At 44.5% G+C, this 22,985-nt stretch carries 23 protein-coding genes; 3 read left to right on the top strand and 20 right to left on the bottom strand.

Annotated features, from left to right (window positions below; translation table 11 throughout):
• From PRUB_RS15125 to PRUB_RS15195, 15 genes are all read right to left on the bottom strand, one after another.
• Complete coding sequence (locus tag PRUB_RS15125; protein WP_010382001.1) at nt 1-519, bottom strand: hypothetical protein; 519 nt, start codon at nt 517-519, stop codon at nt 1-3.
• A gap of 14 nt (nt 520-533) precedes the next feature.
• Entirely contained in the window at nt 534-1,037 is a 504-nt protein-coding gene (locus PRUB_RS15130; RefSeq protein ID WP_010382002.1) for a hypothetical protein, read from the bottom strand.
• A 51-nt stretch (nt 1,038-1,088) separates the two neighbouring features.
• Nucleotides 1,089-1,712: a LysE family translocator gene (locus PRUB_RS15135; RefSeq protein ID WP_010382004.1), complete on the bottom strand. Its 624-nt coding sequence runs from the start codon at nt 1,710-1,712 to the stop codon at nt 1,089-1,091.
• An 80-nt stretch (nt 1,713-1,792) separates the two neighbouring features.
• Nucleotides 1,793-3,499, bottom strand: coding sequence for a CocE/NonD family hydrolase (locus tag PRUB_RS15140; RefSeq protein ID WP_162144632.1), 1,707 nt, complete (start codon nt 3,497-3,499; stop codon nt 1,793-1,795).
• A 610-nt stretch (nt 3,500-4,109) separates the two neighbouring features.
• Nucleotides 4,110-4,502 carry a DUF6678 family protein gene (locus tag PRUB_RS15145; RefSeq protein ID WP_010382013.1) on the bottom strand — a complete coding sequence of 131 codons (393 nt, stop codon included), beginning with the start codon at nt 4,500-4,502 and terminating at the stop codon, nt 4,110-4,112.
• A 618-nt stretch (nt 4,503-5,120) separates the two neighbouring features.
• A complete protein-coding gene (locus PRUB_RS15150) occupies nt 5,121-5,510 on the bottom strand; it encodes a VanZ family protein (protein ID WP_010382017.1) in 390 nt (129 codons plus the stop codon).
• Nucleotides 5,498-5,953 carry a Coq4 family protein gene (locus PRUB_RS15155; RefSeq protein WP_010382019.1) on the bottom strand — a complete coding sequence of 152 codons (456 nt, stop codon included), beginning with the start codon at nt 5,951-5,953 and terminating at the stop codon, nt 5,498-5,500. The genes PRUB_RS15150 and PRUB_RS15155 overlap by 13 nt, the downstream gene beginning before the upstream one ends.
• 90 nt (nt 5,954-6,043) lie before the next feature.
• On the bottom strand, nt 6,044-6,574 hold the full coding sequence (locus PRUB_RS15160; RefSeq protein ID WP_010382021.1) for a hypothetical protein: 531 nt from the start codon (nt 6,572-6,574) through the stop codon (nt 6,044-6,046).
• Between the two features lie 92 nt (nt 6,575-6,666).
• Complete coding sequence (locus PRUB_RS15165; protein ID WP_010382023.1) at nt 6,667-7,116, bottom strand: hypothetical protein; 450 nt, start codon at nt 7,114-7,116, stop codon at nt 6,667-6,669.
• Nucleotides 7,117-7,332: 216 nt separating this feature from the next.
• Nucleotides 7,333-7,647 (bottom strand): hypothetical protein, encoded by a 315-nt coding sequence (locus PRUB_RS15170; protein ID WP_010382025.1) that lies wholly within the window; start codon nt 7,645-7,647, stop codon nt 7,333-7,335.
• Nucleotides 7,648-8,136: 489 nt separating this feature from the next.
• Nucleotides 8,137-8,445 carry a hypothetical protein gene (locus tag PRUB_RS15175; RefSeq protein ID WP_010382027.1) on the bottom strand — a complete coding sequence of 103 codons (309 nt, stop codon included), beginning with the start codon at nt 8,443-8,445 and terminating at the stop codon, nt 8,137-8,139.
• Between the two features lie 247 nt (nt 8,446-8,692).
• On the bottom strand, nt 8,693-8,971 hold the full coding sequence (locus PRUB_RS26795) for a CPCC family cysteine-rich protein (RefSeq protein WP_010382028.1): 279 nt from the start codon (nt 8,969-8,971) through the stop codon (nt 8,693-8,695).
• 591 nt (nt 8,972-9,562) lie between these two features.
• Nucleotides 9,563-9,802, bottom strand: a complete 240-nt coding sequence (locus tag PRUB_RS26800) for an integrase core domain-containing protein (protein WP_081694258.1) — start codon at nt 9,800-9,802, stop codon at nt 9,563-9,565.
• Nucleotides 9,803-10,042: 240 nt separating this feature from the next.
• Nucleotides 10,043-10,219 (bottom strand): IS3 family transposase, encoded by a 177-nt coding sequence (locus PRUB_RS26805; RefSeq protein WP_198452360.1) that lies wholly within the window; start codon nt 10,217-10,219, stop codon nt 10,043-10,045.
• Nucleotides 10,220-10,887: 668 nt separating this feature from the next.
• A complete protein-coding gene (locus tag PRUB_RS15195; protein ID WP_010382031.1) occupies nt 10,888-12,339 on the bottom strand; it encodes a tetratricopeptide repeat protein in 1,452 nt (483 codons plus the stop codon).
• An 827-nt stretch (nt 12,340-13,166) separates the two neighbouring features.
• On the opposite strand from PRUB_RS15195, the gene PRUB_RS15200 reads away from it, so the two are divergent.
• On the top strand, nt 13,167-15,386 hold the full coding sequence (locus PRUB_RS15200) for a GGDEF domain-containing phosphodiesterase (protein WP_155946190.1): 2,220 nt from the start codon (nt 13,167-13,169) through the stop codon (nt 15,384-15,386).
• On the opposite strand, the gene PRUB_RS15205 is transcribed toward PRUB_RS15200, so the two are convergent.
• Both PRUB_RS15205 and PRUB_RS15210 read right to left on the bottom strand, forming a co-directional pair.
• Nucleotides 15,383-16,285 (bottom strand): LysR family transcriptional regulator, encoded by a 903-nt coding sequence (locus tag PRUB_RS15205; protein ID WP_010382036.1) that lies wholly within the window; start codon nt 16,283-16,285, stop codon nt 15,383-15,385. The two genes, PRUB_RS15200 and PRUB_RS15205, sit on opposite strands and share 4 nt — an antisense overlap.
• 501 nt (nt 16,286-16,786) lie before the next feature.
• The gene (locus PRUB_RS15210; protein WP_010382038.1) at nt 16,787-18,340 is read right to left on the bottom strand and encodes an AbgT family transporter; all 1,554 of its coding nucleotides are present in this window, start codon (nt 18,338-18,340) and stop codon (nt 16,787-16,789) included.
• Nucleotides 18,341-18,555: 215 nt separating this feature from the next.
• Between PRUB_RS15210 and PRUB_RS15215 the strand changes: the two genes are divergently transcribed.
• Both PRUB_RS15215 and PRUB_RS15220 read left to right on the top strand, forming a co-directional pair.
• A complete protein-coding gene (locus PRUB_RS15215) occupies nt 18,556-19,401 on the top strand; it encodes an HDOD domain-containing protein (protein ID WP_040644460.1) in 846 nt (281 codons plus the stop codon).
• Nucleotides 19,402-19,567: 166 nt separating this feature from the next.
• On the top strand, nt 19,568-20,743 hold the full coding sequence (locus PRUB_RS15220; RefSeq protein ID WP_010382045.1) for an NRAMP family divalent metal transporter: 1,176 nt from the start codon (nt 19,568-19,570) through the stop codon (nt 20,741-20,743).
• 253 nt (nt 20,744-20,996) lie between these two features.
• Here PRUB_RS15220 and PRUB_RS15225 read toward each other — a convergent pair whose 3' ends face one another.
• From PRUB_RS15225 to PRUB_RS15235, 3 genes are read right to left on the bottom strand one after another with little or no spacing between them, the layout of a single operon-like run.
• Entirely contained in the window at nt 20,997-21,275 is a 279-nt protein-coding gene (locus tag PRUB_RS15225; protein WP_010382048.1) for a YfcL family protein, read from the bottom strand.
• 8 nt (nt 21,276-21,283) lie between these two features.
• Complete coding sequence (locus PRUB_RS15230) at nt 21,284-22,411, bottom strand: ATP-NAD kinase family protein (protein WP_010382050.1); 1,128 nt, start codon at nt 22,409-22,411, stop codon at nt 21,284-21,286.
• On the bottom strand, nt 22,401-22,955 hold the full coding sequence (locus tag PRUB_RS15235; RefSeq protein ID WP_010382052.1) for an elongation factor P hydroxylase: 555 nt from the start codon (nt 22,953-22,955) through the stop codon (nt 22,401-22,403). Before PRUB_RS15235 ends, PRUB_RS15230 begins: the two co-directional genes overlap by 11 nt.
• Nucleotides 22,956-22,985 lie beyond the last annotated feature (30 nt).

Here is a 22,985-nt window from a genome sequence, read left to right on the forward strand (position 1 = left end):
TTAATGTGATTGATGACTGTCAATTTGCTGTTTAAGCCGCAAAAACTCCACCTCCTCTGCCGGGCTCATTGGCAATGGCGCTTCCGGATAAGTATTCGTCCGTAACAAAATTCCATCCTTGATATAAAACAAGTACTTATAAGTCTCCACAGCATACGCGTCGTCTACACTTGGCTTCTGAGCTTTGCCACAAACGTAGATATCATCAATGCGTTCTGCATCTGAAAGCGTATCCGTTTTTAACATCAGCGCAGAAACCTCAGCGCTTGCAGTCCCTTTGAGCACGCTATACACGGTAAAAAAGACTCTTTGCTGGTAACCCCAGACTTCTTCATCAACAGAACGTACTTTGACTGCGCGACCAATCCCGATAAAATCAGCTTCTTGAGCTATCTGCAATGCAAAAGCCTCTTCCAGCTGCCTTCCCTCCCGGAGTTCGTTGGAAAACGTCGTTGCATTAGGGTTACATGCAAATAGCCCGGATGAGAACAAAAACAGGCTCAATACAAACCATTTCATGGACTTTAACCTTCCTAAGTTTCGCTGCGCTCTTTGTGGATTTCCAACCCCCAGGCTTGCCAGGAAATCGCTCTTCCTACAAAAGCAACCTTGTTAAATGGCCAATGGTCGCCAAGCCAGCTCTGAACCGTTTTATACAGCACGGGATCCAATGCCTGACTGTCTGATCGCACCCATAAATACACTTCACAGTCGTATTCAGGTGAACGGCTTGGATCAATATATACTGACCCCAGACAGCGTTTTTGCGAGCAATCAAAAACGGAGTAGGCAAATGCCTCCCGGGCGGCAAATTCGCGCTGATGCACTTTCAGGCTTGCTCTGCTCTCATCAAGAGTCATATCTGCTTTAGGCCAGTCAAAATCCGGGCCGAAGATCCCCTGCAAATTTTGCTGACTCGACATTACGGCTTCGTAATCAGGCTCGGCAACACTGACGTCCAGTACCCTGAAATGAAAGTACTCAGTATCCAGGTTCACTGGCGGTTCAAATGACTCCGGAATAAAATGTTTATTCATCTGTATATCCAATGCTTAATATAGAAAATTGGCCGGTTAATCGCTGCTTGCTTACCTGGAGGTTGTAGCAAGAAAACAGCCTGCGCCAATAAACGTGGAACCAAACAATTTACCCAGCCATGTGCCCGACACCAGGTTGCGTGCTTTAGACTTTGCGCGTTGAGCTACAAAAGCGTAACTGGACAAACACAACACCGACAAAGACATAAAACTCAAAACCAACACAGAGAACTGAGCAAATAATGGCTCTGAGACAACAATAAACTGTGGAAAGAGCGCTGTTGTAAAAACGATAGCTTTGGGATTAGTTAACGCGACCAGGACACCCTGACCGTATAAATTGAGTGCCTTACTTTTAGCACAGCTGACTTCATTGACGTCTAGTTTACTCAGCCCATTTCGCCATAATTTGACACCCAAATAGATCAGATATAATGCGCCCAGGGCTTTAATAACGGTAAAGGCAAGTGACGAATGCAGGATCACCGTGCTCAGACCAAGTACAGCTAACCCGGACATCATGAAAAGCCCGGTGATATTACCCAGTACGGTCAACATCGACTTTTTTAATCCAAAACTCAAACTGTGCATAGACACCAACAAAGCCGCAGGCCCGGGTGTGGCGGTTGCCAGTAACGCGATTGAGCAAAAAGTTATCCAGCTTTCAAATTGCATGATGTTTTCCCTACAAATCATTGCTTATACCATTGGCATAAAGAGCAAATACAGACATCACCTCAGCGGAAGCCTTGTCTTTATTGTTCTTTCCCTACTTTAGATGCCAGAGGGAAAGGCCCATCGTAGCTCGCTGGTACCGTTTCAAGCACCGGCAATCGTAGTTGGCTTACATAGGTGTTATCATGCCATAACGTGACTTTTGCGACCTTGGCATCTTTAGCGGTTTGATAGGCAACCGCACTTTCCCCGTTATAATGCTTCTGATGATACCAACTGCTCGATGAGACAACAAAGCGTAATTTGCAGCCTTTGGACAATACACGTGAAACATAATTGAAATCGTCCATATTCAGGCTAAACGGTTGACCAGGCGTCACCATTTCTGGTTTTTGAAGGCCGTTACGATACCTGGCTCTTTTCATTGCAAAAGCCAATAGCAACGGCTTATTCTCAGGGCACACTTCAAATACGCTCGCATGAAAATCCGTATCAGGGACATTGATACTCAGCCACAATCTCGCCTGAATCTGACCCGATAATACAAGATCTTCGGAAAGCTCTGCACTATCAAAGACAAGCTTTTCACCATCAGCATGCCAAAGAGGCGCTTCTCCACTAAGATCAAACGCTGATGGCGCACTGACCTTACGCATAGGATCATAAACATAGTGAGAGTGACGACGGTCGGCATCAACCACAACAGAAGGGGATGCAGATAACGCTGGCCGCTTAGTACGTGTTAAATACAGTGTGTGCCAGTGGCCCTGTGCCAACTGCTTACTGGCATGCCAAGTACCCGCTTTCTGGATATATTTACTGATCTTTCCTTTGAGATAGCGTGGTTTATCTTTGCCTTTCAGGGTCCAGTTAAACCAATCCAAATACACTTGCTTCATATCCAGCACGCTGCGCTCGCCCAATTGCAACTGCCCCAGAGCCGGTTTTGGGTAACGAGTGCCACCATGATCCCATGGGCCCATAATCAAATAATGCTGATCAAACACCTCTGGACGACCCCATTTTTGATGGTTTAGATAGTAAAGCAAAGTGCCATGCTGATCTCCATCATAATGCCCGGTAACAGACAGGATAGGCACATTGATCGCCCGGTAATTATCGGCGTTTGGTACAAAGCCCTGCCAATAGTCATCATACTTTGGATGCTGCAACCAGGTTTGATATTCAGTAGTTTGATTGCCAGCTAATTTATCTAATTCAGAAAATGCGAGTCCGTTATTTTTCTGCTTTAAGTAAAGTTCATTCCAAGGTCCCCCTCCGTAAGAAGCGCCCTTACCTGCTTTTGACACCATGTTTAACCAGGACATAGTGTAATTAACAAAAATGTTGTTTCTGAGAGGGAAATCCTTACCTGGATATACAGAGGCAATGGCAATCATAGATTTTAAGGACGGCGGTGAGAACTTTTGCATCGACCACTGAACAAAACCACGATACGAGCCACCCAGAGTGGCAACCTGGCCATCACTAAATGACTGCTTCGCGGCCCACTCCACGATGTCATATGCATCCTTACCATCATCTGCAAAAGGGACAAACTCCCCCTGTGAATCACCCGTTCCTCTGCTATCAACGGCGATAAACACATAGCCATGATTTCGGAAAAACTCACCACGTTCGGTCGCTTCATCCCGGCCATAGGGTGTGATCTGTAAAATAACCGGCTTCGCCTCGTCTGTCTCAGGCAGAAATACAGTCGCCCTGAGCAAAGTGCTGTCCGACAAAGGCACGGTAAGCGGACTAGCAGCTTCCTTTGCAACTAACATACGACTGTTGAACGTACAAAACACGAGGATTAAAAAAAGATAGACCACCTTCATATTTATGCTTCCTTGAATAATTTAGCCTAACGGTTGGGTTACGTTATAACACAGCAGCGGTGGAGCGAAAACAGGTAAAGTTACGAAATAGAACGAATGGGCTGGATTAACGCACCAAGGAGCTTATCAGTATTTTAGAGAAGGTAAGCCAACAGATAGAGAGCTTTGTGCAGGCCCTCTCAAAACAAGCGTGCTTTACTGGTCGTGTGAAAAACGGGCAGAAATAACTTCCTGCAATAGTAAAATAAAACCATGACCTATGCCAAGTACACTGCTTCGTGTTCGCTCTCACAGTAACGCTGAGGGTACTTATTTGCCTACCTTAGAGAGCCCTGCGACTCTCGTACCTAGCGATTATGCAAGGTTTGATTGCTATAAAAGAGTAAAAACAATGACACGCTGGGCGACTAGCTGACAGAAGCTATGGGTACGTAAGCAATCAGCTTACATGACACCCACCCGGGCGGAGTTTCGCGCGGGTGTCGTAGCACCTCACACAACCAATATCAAAGAAACAGCGAAACTGGTGGAACTTCACACCATTGATTTAGTACAACTATGAATATCCTATGACCCGATATCCCGTTACCGTTTTAGTAATTGGAAATTCGGCGATCCTGGAAAGTGCTTCAATCAGGCGAGTCAACTCATTGCATTCGTCAAAAGTGAATTCCAGCCACTCAATCTCTTTATAAAACGCAGGCTCACAGAACCAAAGATTATCAATGTGTTCTTCGTAAGGCTCCGTCCGGGATTGCCTGATTTGTTCGCAACTTACTAATTTATATGTGATCGGGTAGCTACGCTCTTCAAAAGATGCCACTGCCTTGAGCAGCTTAACCCATTTTGCATTACTCATATGAGAGGCTGAAAACGTACGGCTAATCGTCGCATCTAACCTCTGATATGATTTGGTTTGTTTTTCTCTGTGAGCTCGAACTTTACTCATTACTCAACTCGTTTTCCGCCCTCTTTGTAGCGCACTGAGTCTACAACTCTTTTCTTCCATACCAGTTTTATTAATATTTTATCGCTCTTAAGCAATCACACTCAAAAACAACATTATCCACAACGCAGCCCAACTTAAGCCCTTTAACCAGCGAACCCGCTGCTGAATACACAAAAATACGGATAGGGATAAAAGACAAGCCCAGACCAATTTAGGGTTAACAACAGACGGCTCCGCCCCCAACCTGATGGCTTGCTCGTCAGGCAACAATGCAGGCGCGACCAGGCTAAATATGATTATTCCTAAACTAACGGCCAATAAAACACTGCTGAACCGACTAAACAAATCTATATTTATTTTCACTTTGCTACCACTGCTGAGATCTGGCCAAGTACACTTAAGCCCCGTACGTCCCATTGATTGAAAAACCTGTAATAGGGATCAGCAAAAACGTAGATACTATTGCAATTATCAATAACCGGAGCATAAATTCCCTACTGCCATTTCAATTGGACATGTCAATGCTGAACTAAACACGTTTGCCACTAAAAAAGTGCAATCGATTTCCGCTTCATATCAAAGCTTAGTTCAATGTCCCTACATGTGATTCAAACCAAATTACTCTGTTTGTGCAAATCTCATTTTGCCCACATGGCAAATGACTGTGCCGGATAATATACCTACTATATTTGCGACCATATCAAACAGGTCAAATGTACGTGCGGATATAAATGCCTGACTTAACTCTTCCAGACATACCAAAGTCAAAACTATCACTGCACCATAATAAATATGCACTTTGCCGAATACTAAACTTCTAAATTTAAAGCTAACAATAAATAGAACTGTCAAAGTACCAAACAGACCGATATGACCAAGTTTATCTCCATTAGGGATTGATCTTACCAAATCAAAGAAGATGCTGTCTTGCCCAGTATTTGCCAGATAGATAACCCAAACAATGAACAGAAAAAAGCTTATTGCGACAAAGGATACTAGTTTATGCATAAATCACGTCTCAGTTCATCTAACTGTAGTGGGATCATTGAAGCAATATCGAATTCGCATAATGGCCTCGCCCGCATCCCGCGTTTTATTTCCTGTCTAAATTCATCATGTTTTGATGGAAAAAGTATGTAGCCCAAAATAAACAGTATTTTCCCCGCGAAAGTAGCATTTTTGTTACCCCACATAAATGATTGTAATTTCAACTCCTCTGTAACCGTGGTGCCGTAGCCCAAAAGTGCATGATATGCGTCATGTTCCTCATATTTAGGTAAATAGCCTAAATTCCGAGATTGTAAAAACTGATGCAGCTCCTCGCCCAATGTCCCCTGATCCAAGTAAAGCAGATCATCAAGCTTATAGGGCCAAGGTTCTGGCCTTCTGAATAAATTAAGAAATGGGACACTCCACCCGATTAGATTTTCTACGACTTTATATTTATTCATTTGATTGGTAAACCTTACGAAAGCGCAGCGAGTAGTCACTCAAAACTATGAGCCGGATAATTCGAAGGCGAACCCTCGATTTACTCTTTGTTAAGTAATGTTTTCAGCACAAGTCAGATACATTTTCGCGGCCAAAGAAAAGTGCTCATGGTTAAAATCTAAAGAGTGTGAATCTCCAGAAGCAGACTTCACCTGCACCGAAAAAACGTCCGATTTACTTTCATGATTTAGAATAGTATTTACCTCTTTCCCTTTCACATAAAAATACTGAAAATCATCAAACTCAACTTTGATTAATTTTCTTCCATCCATAAAAGCCTCAACTGGATAATCAACTTTTTCAAGCGAGGAATTTAAAACGCTGGGAATAGTAAAGCTAAGGATATGAGTCTCTTTCTCAATCTGATAACTGTCCTGCAGAGCAGACACTTCGTAATCTTTACCCTTATATGAAAAACTTGCGAAAACACTAAAATTTATACCTGACAGAACTTTTACATTTGCAGTCTGGCCCAGTATGCAAACAGATTTTGTAAAGTCAGGTTTCCAATACCCTCCATGTGGTAGGGCCAAAGTTGTAAAACTAACTACTGTTAAAACTAAGAAGCAGTGCTTATACATGAAGAAATCTCCTGATGCTTAACAAGCTAAAGAAAGTTATGACACAACAATCTGTATTAGTACCTCCCCGGTTTAAGATTCTATATGTCATATTACTTGCAAGCAGTCCCCTGATCCACGAACCGATATGCAACAAATTGATTCTTATCTCCGCTGGGTTTTTGCGAAGAAATGGGCACTTGCTCAAAACGCCCATTCAAAACGTCATGCCAGAAACACCTGACATGTTTCTTGGGGTAACTTTCTGATATTTTCTTTAGTTTCGAATAAACATCTTCATCATCTAAGAGAAATTCGGCAAATGTAAAAGTAATAAGCGTCTCATAAGAGCTCATCTCATTTTCATCCAACATATCAAGGATCAAAGGCTTATAATCAACTTTATTTTCAATAAAAACATATGCCGCGCCATCATCCCAACCAGACCCCATAGCGCTCATTTTATATAAAAGATAAACTTGTACTGTCTTGCTCGTCAAAACGACAATGTAAGTTAAAAGAAGTACAAGCAGTAAGTTTCTTATAAATTTTACTAGAGCCACAATATTCCTTAATTAAGTAAAAACAGCCCTGAACAATGGTTTTTAAAATAATATTATTGATACTAATTTAAAACTAAGCCTAGTTGTAGTAGCTCAATAAAAATAGCGTATAATTAAAAGTTACCTTCCCACTACTATTTCCAAACACCACCGTTTCTTAGCGAAACCATCAGATAGTAAATAGCCACTCATAACAAAAGGGTCTATCTTTTAGGCTTACTTTAGCTTTTCACCACATAAAGGACACTCAATTGGGTTTAAGTCCCAGCGCTGGCTTCTGACCAACTTCCCATTAAATTTCAAATATTTAAACTGAGCCGCACCACATTTGGGGCAAGTATTTAGAGTCATTTGTATGATTATCCCGATTGCTGTGGAAATAGAAGCAAGTACAAACATCCAAACCGACTCTTTTTCAGTAACAAAGAAAAACACCACAACACACATAAAAACCACAATGCAGGCTTTCAGAACCGGCAAGAACTTAGTCCGTTTTCTTTGGTAAATTTCTGCTGCGCTCTCAACTTTCACGTAAACCTAACACCTTCCTCTATGAAAAAACAAAATATTTATTTTATTAATCATAGTGATAGATACCTCTGTCGTTCGAACAAAATTAGTTAGCTAGCCAGATAATAGCAACAAGTATATTATTCCATCATCTACCATGGGCTCAAGTGAAATTTCCCTAAAATACATACTTGATTTACCCCTTAAAAAAGTTTTGAACATACATCTGATTTATAGCAAAGATCTAACTCCCTCAGCTTGTTACTTGTTTTACTGACGCAAGTCCCTTTAATGATAACGCCACATTCCACATGATGTGTTGACAACGACGATTCCAGGCAAAAGCAACGAAAACATCTTTCCTGGATGTTTTCGGGCTTAACAAAGAAATTGAATATCGCAAACAAAGCTATGCTTTGGCTGAAGGAAAGGTTCCAATTATGGAATGTATTCTCGTGAGCCATGCTATACGACTCAGTGATACTGGCAAAATTACAAATATCCAATTATTTAAACGCTTTGCGATATAGAAACTAAGAAACACACAAATAGAACCAAGAAAGGGGCTATTGATACAAGCTTGAATATATTGTTCAGCTGGTTCCTAAACATATAAACCAACACCAACTGAGGGAACCAAACAATGCCTGAATTAAATGCAATGAGCCCTGCTCCAGTGAAACCTTCATGGCTATGAGGACCACCATCAGTGAGTGCGAAAAAGATCCCATACATTGCTAAATAACAAGGAAAAAGCAAAAGTAAAATTAGTAAAATGAGTATTATTTTTAAAATTACAACTTTGTTTGATTCATCCATAGAAACACCATATATACTATCATGGCCGCTGTTTTCGACACAGCCCAAAAAACCTGGATTCGCAGTTTGATAAAAGCAAACAGCGTCTCGGTGAGTATGCTATAAAACTTCATATCAGCGTCGCTAAAACGTAAACTGCTTTAGATTAAGCACTACACTCGTGACCCGGTCATAGAATAAGTTAGGATAAGAAAATCGACCTAAACCACACAACTGTCACATGCACATCCCCTTAACAGGAACAACTTCAGCCACCTGCCTCAACTTCTGGTACTTTGGCCAACTGCACCCAGCTGGAGTCTTTTTTAAATGCCGGTTTGTGGAGCCTCGCCCGATATCCTTCTGAATATTTATATTGAGCTTGCCGAAGGCTGTATAAGTTTGCACCCCCTTCATAATCTGGATCATGAAACTGCACGTTGTCATCTTCCCAGTCACAGACTTCACAGATTGTAAATGTCCCCGGAGGCTCTAATTCCAGGCTTTTATAACCACAACAGGGACACGTAAATTTCTTTTCACACATGCACTTACCATCTCGAAAATGAACACATACGAACTTATATCAAAATCCGCTACGACAAAGCCCTGTTTAACGTATTAAGCCTTGTCAGGTACCTTTTTAATTGGCTCGCTTCACATATTGCCTTAACCAATAATATGGCAGAGCATAAGTAGCAGGATCAATGGCAACTAACAGCAAGCTTTCCTGGCGTGAACTCACCAGATAAATTGAAACGACCAGGATAGGCACAACTAAAAATATAAATGACTCTGTCGTTTTGTTTTGCAGCTTTAAAATGAACACCCTCAAATTGTAAAGTACGACAAAGAGAGGTACTAGAAAGATTACGTATGACAAACTTTTCCCTCAATCAAAACAGTAATATAACACGCTTAATTAGGTGGCCAAAATCACTATGCCACTGCGGGATGAGTATGTATATAGCCGTCCACCCTGAATGGAGCTACTGCTAAGTTTTTCTTAACAGGCTTCAGCTGGCAGGTGAGGATAACATGCAAATTGCAAAGCCTGCTTGCCACTCACGGCTACAGAACAAATAACCCGTGATATTCGCATGCAAACACATGCGAATTTCTGTAACTCCACCCAATCTTAGTAAAGCTCACTAGTAGAATTATGCAGCATCAAGGTGGCCAACTGGTATCTGTCCCCCGGCGCATCGTGAGGCCTTTCATAATTGTATATTTCTAACCATTCATCTGTGATTTCGCGCACTTGTTGTAGTAAATCGAACAGATACAAATCTAATACTTGTTCTCGATAGCTACAATTAAAAGGCTCCACAAAACCGTTTTGATAAAGACTACTTAGCTGGATAAACTCCAGCTTTATATTTTTGTCCTGAGCTCAGCTTTCTAACAAGCTGGATGTAAATTCAGGTCCGTTATCAACCCTTATTTGCGACGGCTTTCCTCTCCAGGCAATCACTCGTTAGAGCGTTCTGTTAACCCGCTCAGTGGTCAAACTGGTATCTACTTCGATGGCCAGTGCTTGTCGAAAATAATATTTAATGTCCTGAAGCGTCGTTCATGAAATCCATGGACCAAAAATCATTGTGCTTTTCCGGTGTACTCAACGGCTCTGGCTGCATGTCGGAGCACGGCGCTTTCTTTTTCTCCTCAGGTTGAGCTTTAGCATATTGTAAACTCGTTCAACACGCTTCTTGTTCCATGCTTTGCCCTGATGTCGCAGTCGTTCAAACAACATAGGCAAACCCCAGCGAGGGTGGCGCTCTTCAAGCAATAACAACGCATCGATTACCTCATCATCTGGTGGCCATTTATGCTTGCAGTAATAGACACTTCGATTTAGTCCTGCACCTCAAAAGCAAGTGCCACACTTACCCCAAACTGCTTAAGGAAATGCTCAACTCACGCTATGCGACTGCTTGTGCGCACAGCTTTTTTGTTCATGGCAACAATTTGTGACTCGGTGAACTTGCTTTTCTCATCGTAAAACTTCCTTCTTTTGTTAATGGAAATTCTACTCAATAACTGTCGCAGTTTATGGGGGAGTTACAATAATCGCATCCTCGGAAAACCAAAGTTGGATGCTGCCTCTGGCGATAAGGGTTTTGTTGTGGGCACGTCAGTTAATGATACGTTTTTCTTTCAAAGTTTAGTCTCTGTGTCCACTTTTGAGATCTGGTTAGATTAATTCAATGATCCAGGAAACAACGCCATTCTCATGCTGATTTCGTTAGTCTGATTTCCAAAAACTCCGTAAAGAGCACAAGCGAGTGGAAAGCACATTATAACCGTAACGGCATTCAGCATTTTCAATGATTTCAAGCGATGTACAGATAAATATGTTTAATATATCGACTTGGGAGATCGCGATGAAGCTGACCCCCAAGCCACCATAATCGGCGTCAACAAGTGGCACGCAGCTTTTTGACATCCGAGTTTATCGGATGATTATTGCTCCAATTCCACAATGTCTTTGAGTCCATCGTTCTTGATCAAAGATAAAAGCGCTTCTCTTGGATCTACCTCTTTTAATAACACATACAACTCTCTTACTTTCTCAGTATGTTCCCCATTAGATTCTGAGGGTGAATCAACATCAATTAACTTCAGGAGCACGTCGATGTATTGACTAATATGGTCTGCATCTGGATCGTCTACATCTCTTTTTGAAAACGACTGCTCAGAATAGTGTAAAGCTTGGGAGTAATCACCACTACGTTCATATATCATTGATAAGTTATGTAAATAAGATGTATCATCTGGAGAAAATTTAAGTGCTTTTAAGGTATGTTCTTTCGCTTTATTAATATCAAGCCCGTAATATATCTTCCCTAATTGATTATATGCAAATGCCTTGTCTTCCTGGTTATCAGTGTTACTAACCAGATATTTTGATACATCTTCAATAAATGGAGCATTTGCTTTCTCTTGGTCAACTTTTTGTGCGTAGTGAGTAACTGCAGACAAAGTGCCTTGATGTTCAGTTGAAGAGAACTGCTCCTTATGTGAATACCATATACGCTTTGTAATCTCTAAGGTCTCGCCATCACCATAATGAAGAATGCCAAGAGCTGAAGCTAATTGTATTCTGGAAGGCGCACCTATATTAATCATGGTCTTTAACGCATCTTTAGCACCTTGAATGTCACCTTTCTCTGTCGAAATGAGATAGTCTTCAAATGGGTTTTCACTAAGTCTAGCACCGGTACCTATACCCTGCTCCCTGGCTATACCTGTACTAAATGTCCCCTGATTACTATAATTATTTGAAATTAGCGTTTTAACGGATAAAATATCCGTTGAAACCACGTCGATTATGTCATTTTTGTTATTCTTTGCCTCCTCTTTGAGGGTTGCCTGCGCTTGTTTAAGTATTCCGCTATTATGATCTTTTACTTCACTCGAAAACTGACTTATGGTGTCCAATAAAGCTTGCTGTTTATCTTCACTATTAATAGATAGCAAAAATCCGCTTAAACCTATAACAGCCGAAATCAAACCAACAATTCCGAATGAGATCGAGAATCTATTTGATTGTTTGTGCGCATCCTCAAATGGTTGTATTATCTTGTTAGAAAGCTCTTGGTGCACCCTATCTAACTCAGCTAACTCAGCTACATCATCGAGAAATCCATGCAGTGGACTCAGAATTGACTTTTGCGAATCTTCATTTAATGGTGACTCCTTGAGTTGGCTTTCCAACGATTTTATTAAGGTTGATAATCTCGATACTAAACTTGTTTCCTTGTCATTTTGGTAAACATCATTAATGAAGTCACTCAAAGGCAAGAGACAATCATCTACTTTGCTTGAGGCCACATGTTCAGAAATACGACCTCTCAAGTTCGACTCTAGCTGCTCAAGCATGAGGACATATGTTGTTTTTACTCTTTCAGTCATTTATGTATCCTTCCAATAAATATCTAAGATATGTGTGTGCTTTATTTAGATGTGTGAACCAGTTTTGGCACTATCAGTGCAAAAATGAGAATTCAGATCAACAACGTACTCCAAGACATAACCTCAAAACACCAACAGAAAAACCAAAAAATTAACCCAAAATTAACACCAAACCTACCATCACGATGTTCATTGCTCAAGATTTAATTAGTCTGTAAGTAGAGAGATCTTATATCAATGAGACTCAGACTAGAGCAGAATGCGAAGTTTGATATAGTTCAAAACATACGTTTTACTTGTGCCTATATGTGCGCACATCACGAGCTACAGTAAATTGTGATACTTGTCAGTTGTCTTTGGCTAACAGCTACTCAATGGTCGGAATGAAACATAGATTACAAATTTCCCCTGATACTAAAAAGATGTGTGCTGTTCACATGCAAACAGACAATCCTGCATGATATTTTCAGGCTCTCTGCTCGTAAGTGTCCGGGAGACACGTTAGACATTGTTGCTTCGTCAGTTACTCACGGAAACAATAAAGGCCGGCAAACACATGCGAATTTCAGGCCGGACGGGAATCACTGCAAGGGCCTGATCTGTGCTTTAAAGCTACTCCAGGACCTGAACAGCAAAAAGCCCTCTTTTAACGCATGTTTTTTGAATCTCCCTTAAATTTCAGCCCTTTGTTTGACTATTTCCCCTCCAGTATGTTGAAAAAAAACGCAATTAAGCTGATTTAGCGCAGCTTTTACTGTCTCTACCCATTGAATTGAGACCCTTATGGCCTTAGTATCGGGAAAAACAATAATAATAACTGTAACGTTTTGAGTTCTTTAAGCCGCTTTTTCTTACTTGAGGAAGAAACCCAATCGCCAAGCGAGGTGCCTAACTGGCGTGTCAGTGCACTGCGCATTATATTGGTGACCGGACTTTTATTGTGTCTGGGGATCTTTATCAACAGCTTGCCTGCTGCACTGGCATTTGAACTTAATTATGTTCTGGCGCTTACATCGGGCTTTACACTCACCATAGGTGTGTTGCTTACGCTGAGCCGCAGTGCCTACCAGTTGTGTGCTCACCTGCTGATGATTGCCATTGTGGCCGCCGGAGTGGCCATTAAACTGTTTATCCCCTTGTTGCCCCTTGCTCAGCTTGGTTCCATTTTTGTTTACATCACGCCTATTCTGGCTTTACTGCTGCTGGGTAAGCGAACCGCGATTTTTTACGCAGCATTGAATATCGTCCCGTTTCTGATGATAGTACAACAGGTTAATGTCTCGATGATCCCGTCAGGTGAGCGCATGCTGGTAGACGGAGACATTTACATTCATTTTTTATTGTTTTTCTTCTTTAATTGCACGGTGCCGCTGGCCGTGTGGCGCACTAGTCTGGCCGCCAGCCGACTGAACTTGCATATGGCAAGCAATAACGAACTACTGGCTTCTCAGAAACAAATCTATCAACGCTTCTTTCAAAAATCATTTCACGCCATTGTGCTGGTAGACCAGCAATTTAATATTGTTGAAGCCAATGAAAAAGCACGCCGATTATTGGGGATCCAAACTCAACCCCTGCCCTGCAATTTCGCTCGCGTAACTCAGGACGACCTGAGTCGATTGCTCAACAACAACGACCTGATCGAAGCAGATCTGAATACCTTTCATGTCGGCGAAAGTACGATAGAGCTGGCGTCGCGGGAATATCATTCCGAGCAACTGTGTGCCTGGTATCTTAATGACGTCTCCGATCAGCATCAGCTTCAGCAGGATCTGCTGGCGTTGGATGTCGCCCACCAGCAAGCCAAATACTTTGATGCCCGGACTAACTTACCGAATAAAACCTGGCTTACCGAGCAATTACAGGTGCATATTGATCGCGGCCGGCCATTTGCCCTGCTGATTGCTGAAAACCTCAACAAGCATGTATTGGATTACCTGATTGATGGAGAGCTGCACAAACACTTATATGGCCACATTAATCAGGTGGCTGAGCACGACCCCAGTTTGCTCGATCAGATTGCTTATATTGGTGCCGGAAGACTGGCTATTATTATCGAGCCCGATGCACCAGTGCTGGAAGTAGCACAACGCTGGCATCAGCATCTCGATTTCTGGCTGAAGCTGGGTCAACATCAGTTCCACGCCCGTTATGCTGTGGGCATTGCCACCTACCCTGAGCATGGCTATATCCCCGAACGCCTGCTGAAAAATGCCCAGCAGGCTTGTGAATTACGTGGTGCAGGCGATGATCTGGCCATCTTTGACCACGGCACCCGGCGTCAGACGCTGGCACGCCACGAAATGGCCCTATTGCTTGAAAAAGCACTGGAACATGACGAGTTGCAAATTGTTTTACAAAGCAAGCACGATAACACCCATTCGATAATTGGCTATGAAGCCCTGGCCCGCTGGCACAGCCCCTTGCTGGGCTGGGTATCTCCCGGAGAGTTTGTGCCCATTGCTGAGGAATTTGGCCTGGTTAATCAACTGACACAGCGCATACTGCACAAAGTGTGTCATACCTTACAGAGCCACCCGGATATTCACGTGCCTATCGCCATCAACATCAGCTCCCGAGACATTGCCTGCGAGCAGTTTGCCCGCAACACACTGGCCATAGTGCACAGCTATGGCCTGAATCCGCGCATGTTTGAATTTGAGCTCACCGAGTATAGTTTTGCCGATGATCACAACCAGATCATGGAAGCCCTGGATAAAATGGGGTTCAGCCTGAGTATTGATGACTTCGGGATAGGGTATTCCAATATTGCACGTGTACTGGCCTCACCCATTAAGCGACTCAAACTGGACCGCTCTTTGGTCACGCAGATCACCTCAGACCAAAAACAACAGGCGCTGTTGCTGGGGATCCTGACCATGTGTGATAACCTCGGTATTGCGGCACTGGCAGAGGGCGTTGAAACCCGGGAGCAGCTGAATAAACTGCTCGAACTTGGGGTTAAAGAGTTTCAAGGCTACTGGTTTAGTCGCCCAGTCGCCGTTGAGCAGGTGCTGGCGAACTCACACGAAGCCTCGGCCACTTAATCGCTTTGCTGGTCTTCCAGCGCCATACACTGAAATCTCAGCTCACCAAGAAACGCCCTGGCAGCCGGGCCGAGTGTGTCTCCATCTTTAAAAATCAGGTTGAGCTGAGCCTGACGAGTGCGATTGTGAGTCAATGGCAGCGGTTGTAACGCGCCCGAGCTGAGCTGCGCTGTGATAGCACTTCTGGGCAACCAGGCAAAACCCAGCCCCTGAGTAACCATATCCACCATAGTGCGCAAATGACTTACGGTCCAGCGCTGATCAGCCCCCAACCAGCCGCTGTCTGTCCCCTTACCCAACGCAGAATCTCTGACTACGATTTGCCGGAATGATTTGAGGTCCTCCAGCGTCAACTCACGCTCGAGCTGATGCAACTTGTGCTCCGGGTGCGCGACAGCCACAAACTCCACCTGACATAACTGTTCACTGAATCCATCCGTCAGCACCATAGGCGAGATAGCAATATCCACCTTAGCGTTCTGAAGCGCCTCAAACGACCCTGACAGAATAGACTCAACCAATTCAATACGAAGCAATGGATAAGCCTGAGAAGTTGTCTCCAGCACTTTGTAGAGCAATGACTGAGGAAAAATTTCATCGACGGCAATACGCAGGTGGCTCTCAACCCCTTTTGCCAGAGTCTGGCCAACCGCTTCGACTTTCTCGGCTTCGTCGAGCAAATAATTGGCGCGGCGTAACATCATGTCGCCTGCTTCAGTCAGGTGCGTTTTGCGGCCTTCCACCTGAAATAGCTTAACCGATAACGCTGTTTCTATTTTCTGTACTGCCGTATGTATGCTCGACTGACTCTTATGAATAGCCTTGGCCGCTTGATTAAATCCGCCATACTCCACAACAGCGCGAAACATACGCCACTGCTCAAGCGTAACTCGTAACATCTCACCTTCCTCGTCATTTGACCCTGCAGGACCTTCGTCTGTAACTATTCTAATCTATTCAAGTACTTTTCTCTATTGACGCACAGGGCGTTCAACTTTTCACTACCTAAAGCAGACTCACCTCAGAAAAGAAACAAAACTAAAAGGCCAGCACAGTTTGTCATAATTTAGTCATCTAACAAGGGTATGATGCGCCTGCTTTTAACCGGTATGTACTCTTATTGGTTACTTGGATTTTCAACCTCCCTTGAGTATTTACTGCACGGAGGCAGTAAGATTTCCCTTGGTGCTTTTGGCCCAACCAATAGCAGATCCATATAGCCGACAGAAGTCGGCTTTTTTCTTTATTGCTATCAGCAACGCACTACTTTGCCAGAATGGGTGAAAAAGATGTCTATGAGAAGATACGATGTTGATTGGATGTCTTTGCAAGCGGACGTGAACAGTTGCTTGAAACAGAAACAGGATGAGGCATAACAGCCTCATCCATAGTTCAGCAGATTAACCTGCCGGATAAATATAGCTAGACTGCAGACCCAGAGGAATGCTCAGGCCCCAGTATGCCAGCAGGAATAAGCTCCAGCCAATCAAGAAGGCAATAGAGTATGGCAACATCAGTGCCAGCAATGTACCAATCCCGGTGTCTTTCACATATTTCTGACAGTAAACCACCACCAGCGGGAAGTACGGCATCAATGGCGTAATGATGTTTGAGCTGGAGTCACCAACACGATACGCTGCCTGAGACAGATCAGGTGAAATACCCAGTTGCATCAGCATAGGCACAAAGATTGGGCCCAACAGTGCCCATTTTGCAGAACTTGAGCCAACAAACAGATTCACAAAAGCAGTCAGGAAGATAATCCCAATCACAGTCACAGAGCTTGGTAGCGCCATTGCCTTTAAGACTTCAGCCCCTTCGATGGCCAATAATGCCCCCAGATTAGACTGGCTAAATGCCGCAATAAACAGCGCACAGAAGAACGCCATGACGATGTAATAAGACATCGAGTTCATCGACTTACTCATTGCATCTATCATGTCTTTTGATGACTTAAAGGTGCCAACCATAAAGCCAAATACGGCACCCGGGATCCAGAACAGTAAGAAAATCAGCGGTACAATGGACTGCATTAACGGCGCACTAAAATCGGTCAATGCGCCACTTTCACTGCGTAGCGCCGAGTCTTCACCACTGGCTGCGTAGATGAGTAAACCAATACCTGCCAGCATGACAGCAGACGCCGCGTAAAATGCCGAACGCTCTTTACCGGTTACTTCGTTAAACTCAGGCAAATCATCAGTATCACCATCGACTTTGGTTGATGCCAGACGCGGCTCAATAATTTTATCAGTAATGTACCAGCCTAGCAGGATAATAAAGATGCTCGACGCCGACGTGAAGAACCAGTTATTCAGCGGGTTGACCGATATTTCAGGATCGATGATTTGGGCTGCGCTTTGAGTGAAGCTCTGCAATAAAGGATCAATACCTGAAGGGATAAAGTTAGCACTAAAGCCACCACTTACCCCGGCAAATGCCGCTGCAATACCTGCCAGCGGGTGACGGCCCATGGCATAGAAAATCACACCCGCCAATGGAATTACCAACACATAACCGGCATCGGTCGCTGTGTGGCTTACAATTGCGATCAAAATGATAGAGGGAGTTAGCAGGGCCTGAGGCGTGCGCTTCAACATCAGCTTAAGACCGGCATTAATATAGCCTGAGTGCTCGGCCACACCGACGCCCAGCATAGCAACCAAAACTACGCCCAGAGGCGCAAAGCCAGTAAAGGTTTTAACCATTGAGGCCAAAAAGCCGGCCAGAGAATCGCCGCTTAGCAGGTTATGAACAACAATCGCCTCTCCGGTGCGCGGATCGATGGCATCAAAACTGACACCTGACAGCATCCAGGACAATAGCCAAATCAGCAGCATGGCACCGAGGAAGATCATGGCAGGATCAGGCAGCTTATTGCCCACCCTTTCAATGTTGTTGAGGAATCGCATAACGAAACTGGTGTCGTTATTCGCGTTTTTCGCTTGTTCCATAGTTAATCCCTAAAAAGAAAATTAGCCAACTTTAACTTAACAACCGTAACAATGCCAATTCATTTGTTCCTTAATCCATTACGTGGGTATTATTTATGCGTTATTTTGCGTTATCGCAAAGAATGCGTAATTCAACTCAGCTACTATACTTGGAAAACCAGCCAGACTCCGGGCTGGCTGATCGTGTTTTCAGTATTTTTCTCAACGAGACCGCTATGATCGAAATAGACAACGCCGTGCTTAAGGATATGAATCATGGGTTTTGCCTGCCAGCAAAGCCTGAGCTGTTGCAAAGTTTGCATCAGGTATTGCAACAACCAGAACCTGAGCTAGGCGAAATTGCCGCGCTGATAGCAACAGATGTAGCGACCTCCGCCGCAGTATTAAAAGTAATTAACTCCTCCAGCTATGGCTTTTCACGTACCATTACGGACATTCGCCAGGCCGTGATGTTTTTGGGGCTCAACAGCATTACTATGCTGGTGACAGGCTATTTGCTCAAACAAGCCTTTGATCAATCCAAGTGCTGCATCAAACTGGAACGTTTTTGGGACAGTGCTCAGGAAATTGCCGATGTGGCGACACTGATTGGCAATAAGATAAAAAGCAAAGTACCGGTCGAAAACCTGTACATGCTTGGCCTGTTCCATGATGCAGGCATTCCCGCCATGGCGTTCAATTACCCGGATTATGTCGAGGTATTGGGCGCCGCAAACCGAAATTACGATACCTTGCTGGTTGAGTTCGAAGAAGCCCGCTACCAGACCAACCATGCTGTGATTGGTTATTACCTGGCAAACAGTTGGAATTTGCCCAAGCCCATTTGTCAGCTTATTCTGCGCCATCACGACATTACGTATCTTCAGGAAAAACGTAGCGATGAAGAAATGCTGACCTTCTCAACATTGAAAATGGCGGAAAACCTGGTCCACACCAACAAACGTTTTGTCGCAGCACCAGACTGGCCGCTGATGAAACAAAGTGTGCTTGATGCACTTAACCTGGATGAAGACGATTATCAGGACCTCAAAGACGATACCGAAGAATACTTCACCAGTTAACTCAGTTACACGTCCTGACAGGGCTTTTGATCCCCCAACCTCATTAGCCCAGTCATTTTCCACTTGGCAAATGCTTTCAAATCGTTAACATGAGTGGCAAAAATCATGGAACGTCGTGTTGGAATCAATGTTTGCTAAACTCAGGAACCTGGGCCCCGGGATCCTCATGGCCACCGCCGCAGTCGGAGGCTCTCATCTGGTCGCCGCCACCCAGGCGGGCGCCTTATTCGGCTGGCAACTCTTATGGTTAGTGGTTGCGGTTAACCTACTCAAATACCCCTTTTTCCGTTTTGGGGTGGAATACACACTGCATAGCGGTAACAGCCTGGTCACGGGCTATCACAATAAAAACCGGGCTTTGTTCTATCTGTTTGTGGTGCTCAATGTCATCGCTGCGGTAGTGAACACGGCGGGGGTACTGTTGCTCACTGCTGCGCTGCTGCAATATGCGCTACCCTGGTCTATCTCGTTGACCACTTTATGCTATGCCTTGCTATTTATCTGCCTTGGGATCTTATTGTTTGGTCACTATAAACTGCTCGACAAAGCCAGCAAGTGGATCATGGCCATCTTGTGCTTTACCACACTGGCAGCCTTGCTGGTCGCAGTGTCACAGGGTCAGGCGCATCCGTCACCGCAACCGGCCCCGTCCCCCTACTCACTTGCATTACTGGGATTTATGGTGGCCCTGATGGGCTGGATGCCGGCGCCGATTGAGATCTCAGCCATCAATTCGCTCTGGCTCAAAGCCAAAACTCGCACTCAGTCGCTCAGTAAAGCACAGGGCTTATTTGATTTTAACCTTGGCTACTTTCTGACGCTGTTTCTGGCCGTGGTGTTCTTTTCGCTGGGTGTGTTACTACAGTATGGCCAGAGTCAAAAAATCGAACTGGCAGGCGTCGCTTTTTCTAAACAACTGATAGACATGTATGCACTGACATTGGGTGAGTGGGCGCGCTGGTTGATAGCCACAATAGCCTTTCTATGCATGTTTGGCACCACCATCACGGTACTGGATGGCTATGCCAGAACCCTGGACGATGCTGTGAAACTGATCAAACCACATAAAAACAAAGCCAGCCTGTCATTGTTTATTGCCCTGCAAGCCATATTCGGTATGGTGCTGGTGCTGTTTTTTAAGGCTAACCTCAAAGACATGCTGATGTTTGCCATGACACTGGCGTTTTTAACCACACCATTTTTTGCCTGGCTGAATTTCTCACTGATCCGCAAAGAACTGTTTGCGCAGCAAAGTAAGCTGGTACAAATATTGACCTGGACAGGTCTAACCTATTTGATTGCGTTTGCAGTGTTATTTGTGGTGTGGCGCTGGGTGCTCTGAAGTAGTAATACCAATTTCACTTAATACCAGGCCTATTTGAAGGAGCAAATAGGACGCTAACAGCGTTAAAAATTTCTCATTTAGAACAACTAAATAGCAAAATTTTGTCTCGCCTACATGGATGTAGGTGCCTCAGCAGTAGCAGGACGCGGGAGCGGTGTTATCGAACCTATTTTCTCGCCTCAAAATAGATCACTTAATTAAGCAAATTGGTATAGAAAGGCGGTATCAACCGCCTTTTTATTTGGGTAAATTAAGCGCCTAACTGCTTAAGTCGCTCCCAGATAGTTACCACGTGATGCTTATCTTCCTCGTTAAGCTCACCGTCGCGGTATGCTTTCACCAGGCTGGATTCAACTTTTGCATTCAGCTCATCGACTGATAACGTCAGTTCTTCAACCTGAGCATATCCAACTGCCAGGTCAAAATGACCGCGTAAGTAGCCACCAGCAAACAATTCATCATCGCTTGCTTTTTCTACTAATTCATCAAAAAACTGCTGTGCAGCTTCTATATACGCTTGAAGTGACATTCTGTCTCCTAAATTAAATCCTGATGCCCGACGGCATACATTACATGGTCATTATAACCTGTTACTACTTTGATGTAGCCACTCAGTTCGTTGTCTAAGTCCTGATCGCCCGTATCTGCTATCAGAGGGCGACCATTGAGTGCCTGCAACTTGCTTTTAGTTGCAACCACGATGATATTGTCTTTGCCGATCTGGCGGATCAGCGCCGGACTCAACTGCTGATTACCCCGGCCAAAAATATGCCCTTGTCCGCCAATTAAGGTGATGACCAGTTTGGTCGGTGCCTGCCCGACATTATCCAGCAACTGTTGTGCAGTCAGATCGCTCCCTAACAAAGTATGGTCGCGGATCAAATCTACTCCAAGCAGGGTGTTATCAAGCCCCAGTTCTTCCATAATCGCCGCTACGGTTGAGCCTGAGCCCATGATATATTGCTCGTCTTCTTCCATCTCTGAAATCACATACGCAGCGATATCGGCCAGCACCAGTTCGTCGCTTTCTTTGCCACCATTTTTTACGCTTTGTACGTAACGCAGTTCACTGGGCACCTGCATTTCACCATAGCGCTTAGCACGCACCGTTCCGGCTCTGAACGCATTTTCATCTATGTCCATTACATCGGCATCGTCTATGGTGACCAATTCACCCTTGATGAGCATTTCAACGACCCGGCCCGCCGCTTTCGGCGTGATGGCATAAACACCACTGTGGATCTTGCAGCCGGCAGGCACTCCCAGCACGGGAGCCTCGCTCCCGATCGCAGCGCAAATATTGCGTGCGGTTCCATCTCCACCCGCAAACAGCAACAAGTCTACTTTCGCTTCGGCAAGTAACCTGGCGGCCTGCTCAGTGTCCTCAGGGGTCGTGGGCGTACCACAGGTCATCACGACCCGGGTGGTAAAACCATGCGCTTTAGCAAGCTCCTCCCCCATTTCACCACTAACGGTATAGACCTCCAGCACATCCCGGTAGGGGTATAACAAAGCCAGCGCCTGCGCCGTACGGCTATGTGCTTTTGGCTCAGCACCCATAGATCGGGCAAGTTCAGCGGTGTCGCTACCATCACTGCCCTTCAGCGCCACTGCGCCGCCCAACCCGGCAACCGGGTTGACTATCAATCCTAGTTTAAACTGCATCTGCAAACTCCTGTGGACAATGCCATTCAAACTGGCCAGCACTGAGTGGCCAGGGGGTCGAGTAAAACTGAGATAACGCTTTGAGTAAAGCCTGAGTGCGAACGTTGAAGCCGGCTGTGACCATCTCCGTCACCTGTGCATGAACACGTTTTTGAAAAGCAAAACGGCAAGTCGGCTCACCATTTAAATTGTCAACGGAAACGTTAAATGCAAACCCAGCCGCAGTGCTCAGGGCCCATTCGATAGCCTGAGGTTTAACTTCTACCTGTTCAAATGCCAGTTGCTGATCTTTGCTGCGCCCGTCAGGACAGTACCAGTAACCATAATCTTCCTGCTCCCTGCGCGCTTTACCTGCAACCAGCCAATGGGCAATTTCATGCAAGGCACTGGCATAGAAACCATGCGCAAATACAATGCGGTGATAATCACACTCCGCATCTGCTGGCAGATAGATTGGCTCATCTGTGCCTGCCACAAGCTTGGTATTGAACTTTGGATAGAATAAGGCATTAAATATCGAGATCAGATCGTCAATGTGGTGCATACAACTCGCAGGTGGCCCTCAGGTTGGTCA

This window comes from Pseudoalteromonas rubra (assembly GCF_000238295.3).
Taxonomy (GTDB): domain Bacteria; phylum Pseudomonadota; class Gammaproteobacteria; order Enterobacterales; family Alteromonadaceae; genus Pseudoalteromonas; species Pseudoalteromonas rubra.